The following is a 4590-nucleotide window of genomic DNA, read 5'->3' as shown; positions in this document are numbered from 1 at the left end:
CAGCACCGGCCGCGCCGGCACCCGTCGCGCCCACGGCCACCGCGGCGACCGCGCCCATCGAGATCCTCGCCGCGAGCCCCAGGCCCGCGAACCACTCCACCACCACTCGTCTCCTCGCCGACGGCGTGCGCGCAGGGGCGGGCGCCGTCGCATCCGGGTCCGCATCGGGGACGAACTCGACCTCGGACCGATGGCCGAGGTCGAGTCGGGAGGCCACCGCGGCGCTCGGCCGCGGCGACCCCCCGGATGACGATGCCCGGAACCCGGCGATCGCATCGGCGAGGGGGGAGAGCTCGTCACGCCCGCGGGGGGAACGGCCGTGCAGCAGCGCCTCTGCGTCGTCGTCGGTGATCCGGTGCCTCGTCATCTCACTCCCTGCCATCGCCGAACGCCCGCGCAGGGGTACGGCCGGTCGCGATCTTCCTCCGCAACGACTCGAGGGCCCGCCGCTGCAGCGCCTTCACGGCCCCCGGGCGCTTGCCGAGCACGACCGCGACCTGGTCGACGGTGAGGTCGGCCAGGATCCGGAGCACCATCACGTCGCGCTGATCCGGCACGAGCGAGTCGATCAGCTCGCGGGCGGACCGGTCGCCCAACCGGCCGAGGGCCTCGTCCTCGGCGCTCGGGGCACGCCGCGCGTCCAAGCCCTGCTGCCACTCCTCGTGCTCTCCGCGACGCCCGCGACGGCGCAGCTCGTCGGTGAGCCGGCGGTACGCGATCGTGAAGACGAACGCGCGGAAGTCGGCCTCGTCGCCCCGGAACGCGCCCAACCGGTCGAACACCGCCAGGAACACCTCGCTCGTCACGTCGTCGGGCTCGCGCGAGCCCCGGGCCCTGACGAATGCGGCGACCGCCGGCGCGTACTCGCTCCAGAGCTCGGAGTTCGCCCAACGGGCGCCCGCCTGCGCGGCCACGAGGACGGCGTGGAACGGCTCCGCACCGATCGGCGCCCGAGCGCGCGTGACACGCTCGGCTCGCATCGGGGGGTGCGCGAGTGCGCCGTCGGGGTCGGCCACCCGCCGAGTGTAGGACACCCCGAGTGGGGGGCGACAGTCCCCGTTTCACCGCCCTCAGCGTCGGCGCCGCGACCCCGTCCGGCGCATCGTCAGCGCGAGGTAGCCGCCGAGCGACCCGATCACGCCGAGCCCCGTACCCAGCATGACGCCCTCCCACGAACGCCACCTCCGCTCGCTCGCGACGAGGCTGCCGACGCCGGTGATGAACGCGGCGCTGATCATCCCGGCGACGAGGCGGTTGCCGATGCGCTCGGCCCGGCCCACCAGCGGCTCGAGCTCGGCGGCCCGCAGGTGGACCTGGATCCCGCCCTCGTCGGCGTGCTCGAGCAGTCGGCGCAGGGCCCCCGGCATGTCGAGTGCGAGTTCGCCGAGGTCGGCGGTCGCCCGCGCGATGCGCTTCGCGAGCACGGTGGCGCTCAGCCGTTCGCGCGCCAGTCGCTGCGCGTACGGGCGCAGCGTGTCGCCGAGCCGGAACTCCGGATCGAGCCGGAGTGCGAGGCCCTCGATGACGAGGAGCGCCTTGAACAGGAGTGCCATCTCCCGCGGCAGCCGCAGTCGATGCCGGCGCAGGATGCCGAACAGCTCGGCGATCATGCGGGCGAACGGGGTCTCGCGGAGCGAGTCGAGCCGGTACCGCGAGAGGAAGTCGGCGAGGTCGTCCTGCAGCAGTTCGCGATCCGCGCCGGCGGAGGTCGGCGACAGGTCGATGAGCGCCGAGGCGAGCCGGCCGGGGTCGCCGCGCACCAGCGCCACGAAGAGCGCGCCCAACTGGTCGCGCAGCGACTCGTCGATCTCGCCGACCATGCCGAAGTCGATGAGCGCGATCGTGCCGTCGGGCTGGACGAACAGGTTGCCGGGGTGCGGGTCGGCGTGGAAGAAGCGGTCCTCGAACGTCATCTTGAGGACGATCTCCGCGCCGCGACGGGCCACCCGCTTGCGGTCGACGCCCGCCGCGTCGAGCGCGGCCGCATCCCCGACGTTGAGTCCCGTCATGCGCTCGAGGGTCAGGACCCGCGAGGTCGTGTAGTCCCAGAAGACGCGCGGGATCGCGACATCCGTCTCGAACTCGAAGTCCTCGGCGAAGCGCTCGGCGTTCCGCCCCTCCTGCAGGTAGTCGAGTTCGGCCAGCAGGGTCTGCGCGAACTCCTCCGCGAGCCCGCGCGCATCATGGTCGCGCGCGAGGCTCCACGTCCGGCTCGCCCGGTCGGCGAGGTTGCGCATGATCTCGAGGTCCTGCTGCACCTGCGCGACGGCGCCGGGGCGGCGGACCTTCACCACGACCTCCGTGCCGTCGTCGAGCACCGCCGCGTGCGCCTGCCCGATCGAGGCGGATGCCAGCGGTTGATCCTCGAACGACGCGAACATCTCGTCGGCGTCCGCTCCGAGCTCGCTCCGGATCACGGCCCGCACCTGCTCGACCGGGACCGGCGGAGCGGCGTCCTGCAGCTTCGCGAGCTCGTCGGCGTAGGCGGGCGGCACGAGGTCCGAGCGCGTCGAGAGCAGCTGCCCGAACTTGATGAACGTCGGTCCGAGCTCCTCGAGGGCGAGTCTCAGGTGCTCCGGCGGCCCGACGATGCCGTCGGGGGCGGCGTCCGGAGACGCGCGCCGGAAGGGAGTGCGGCGACCCGCGCCGACCAGCCCGGCGAGGAAGCCGAAGCTGTGCCGGCGCAGTACCGTCGCGATCTCGCGGTACCGCGCACGGTGCCGCGCGTCGATCGACCCGCTGCTCAGAACTTCGACCCCAGCGCCTTCGCCTTGATCGCCTCGAACTCGCCGTCGCTGATGACGCCCTGGTCGCGAAGCGCCTGCGCCTTCGCGATCTCCTCTGACGGGCTCGCGAAGGAGATCTGGCGGTACTCCTCGGCGGTGTGCGTCTCGTACTCGACCTGCTTCCGCGCCGAGCGCTCCGCCATGCCGCGGCCGCGGGCGATGAGGTACACGAGGCCGGTGAGCCACGGCAGGAACACGAGGAAGACGATCCAGACCGCCTTCAGCCACCCGTTCAGCGACTGGTCGCGGAAGATGTCGATCACGATGTAGATGAGCACCATCAGGTAGGCGACGTACGCGAAGATCCAGAAGAAGAACCAGAACCACTGCCACAGATCCACGGGGCGTTCCTTTCGACGGCTGCGCTGACGAGTGACACGGTACTCGCGCGCCGCCCGCACCGGCGGCCATTGGTCCCGGTCCTGCGTGTCGCACCCGCGGCCCCGGCGGTCGCCCGGGCCTCAGGCGACGCGGATCGTGCCCATCATGCCGAGGTCCTCGTGGTCGAGGATGTGGCAGTGGTACACCGTGCGCCCCGTGATGCCCTCGAACGCGATGCGCACGACGACGCGGCCACCTGCGGGCACCGGCACGACGTCGCGTCGGTCCACCCCGGCCACCCTCGCCCCGTCGACCTCGACCAGCTGCATCGGCCAGACGTGCAGGTGGAACGGATGGTCCATGGTGCTGGTGTTCTCGATCGTCCACTCCTCGATCGCCCCGGCGGGCGGTTCGAGGTCCGTCCGCCCCTCCGCGAACGTCCGACCGTCGATCGTGAACCCCATGCCCTGGCCCATGCCGCCGCCCATGCCGCCCATCGCGAGCGTGAGGGTCCGGCGCCCGGTGACCTCCTCGTCGCGGAGGTCGCGAGGGGCGGCGGACGCCGCCGGCAGGGGTGCGACGGATGCCGCGGCATCCCCCTGCACGACGAACCGCGCCAGGTCGGCGCCGGTCGTCGTACTCCGCGGTGCACCCATCGCTCCCATGCTCCCGCGATCGAACGGCAGGGTCTGCAGCACGGCCTCGCCCGCCGCCGCATCGACGAGGACGTCGGCGCGGTTGCCGGGGAGCAGGACGATCTCGTCGACGTCGCGCGGCTCGGGGAAGCGGCCCGCGTCGATGCCGAGCAGCCGCATCCGCTGCCCGTCGAGGCGCAGGCGCAGGTACCGCGACGTGCAGGCGTTCACGATCCGCCACCGTTCCCGCTCCCCCGCTGCCGCGGCCATCGTCGGGAGGAGCAGGCCGTTCACGAGCACGAGGTCGCCCTCGCGGCCCAGCATCCGCTCGAACCTCGTCGCGGTGGTGACGTCGCCGTTCGCGTCGAACGAGATGTCGGCGATCACGAGCACCCGCTCGCGGTCGACCGCGGGCGGATCCGGTTCCTCGACGATGATCGCGCCGTACAGGCCCGCGAACAGCTGTTCGGCGGTCGTGCCGTGGTGGTGCGGGTGGTACCAGAAGACCCCGGGCGGATGGTCCTCGCCGAGCTCGTACGCGTAGTCGAAGGTCCCGCTGGGCGGGATCATCACGAAGACGTTGTCCGAGTTCCCCTCGGGCGAGACCTCGAGGCCGTGGGTGTGCAGGTTGGTCGTCGCGCCGAGCCCGTTCCGGAACCGCAGCGAGATCCGGTCGCCGGCGCGGACCCGCAGCGTGGGTCCGGGCATGCCGCCCTCGTACCCGAGGACGCGCACCCGGCGCCCGTCGATCGTCGCGGTCGTCACCGCGGCGGCGAGCTCGAGGTCGAGTCGCCCGCGGGCGCTCGAGCGCACCTCGGGCTCGCGGAACGTCTCCCCCGCGGAGCCGT

Annotated in this window: 5 protein-coding genes; all 5 read right to left on the bottom strand. The window is 72.6% G+C overall.

The window, feature by feature from the left end; genetic code table 11:
• Window positions 1-367 (bottom strand): hypothetical protein (locus tag ESO86_RS11795; RefSeq protein ID WP_207207107.1); only part of this gene is annotated, 367 nt, incomplete at its 3' end.
• Window position 368: 1 nt separating this feature from the next.
• Window positions 369-1016: an RNA polymerase sigma factor gene (locus ESO86_RS11790; protein WP_129235206.1), complete on the bottom strand. Its 648-nt coding sequence runs from the start codon at window positions 1014-1016 to the stop codon at window positions 369-371.
• Between the two features lie 54 nt (window positions 1017-1070).
• Window positions 1071-2495, bottom strand: a complete 1425-nt coding sequence (locus tag ESO86_RS11785) for an ABC1 kinase family protein (RefSeq protein ID WP_242492335.1) — start codon at window positions 2493-2495, stop codon at window positions 1071-1073.
• Window positions 2496-2743: 248 nt separating this feature from the next.
• Window positions 2744-3127 carry an SHOCT domain-containing protein gene (locus tag ESO86_RS11780; protein ID WP_242492334.1) on the bottom strand — a complete coding sequence of 128 codons (384 nt, stop codon included), beginning with the start codon at window positions 3125-3127 and terminating at the stop codon, window positions 2744-2746.
• Window positions 3128-3247: 120 nt separating this feature from the next.
• Window positions 3248-4590: multicopper oxidase family protein (locus ESO86_RS11775; protein ID WP_165307714.1), on the bottom strand; the 1343-nt coding region annotated here is incomplete at its 5' end.

The sequence above is a fragment of the Agromyces binzhouensis genome, from assembly GCF_004135055.1.
GTDB lineage: Bacteria > Actinomycetota > Actinomycetes > Actinomycetales > Microbacteriaceae > Agromyces > Agromyces binzhouensis.
The sequence above is the reverse complement of the archived record's forward strand: the minus strand, read 5'-3'. Positions and strand labels throughout refer to the sequence as shown.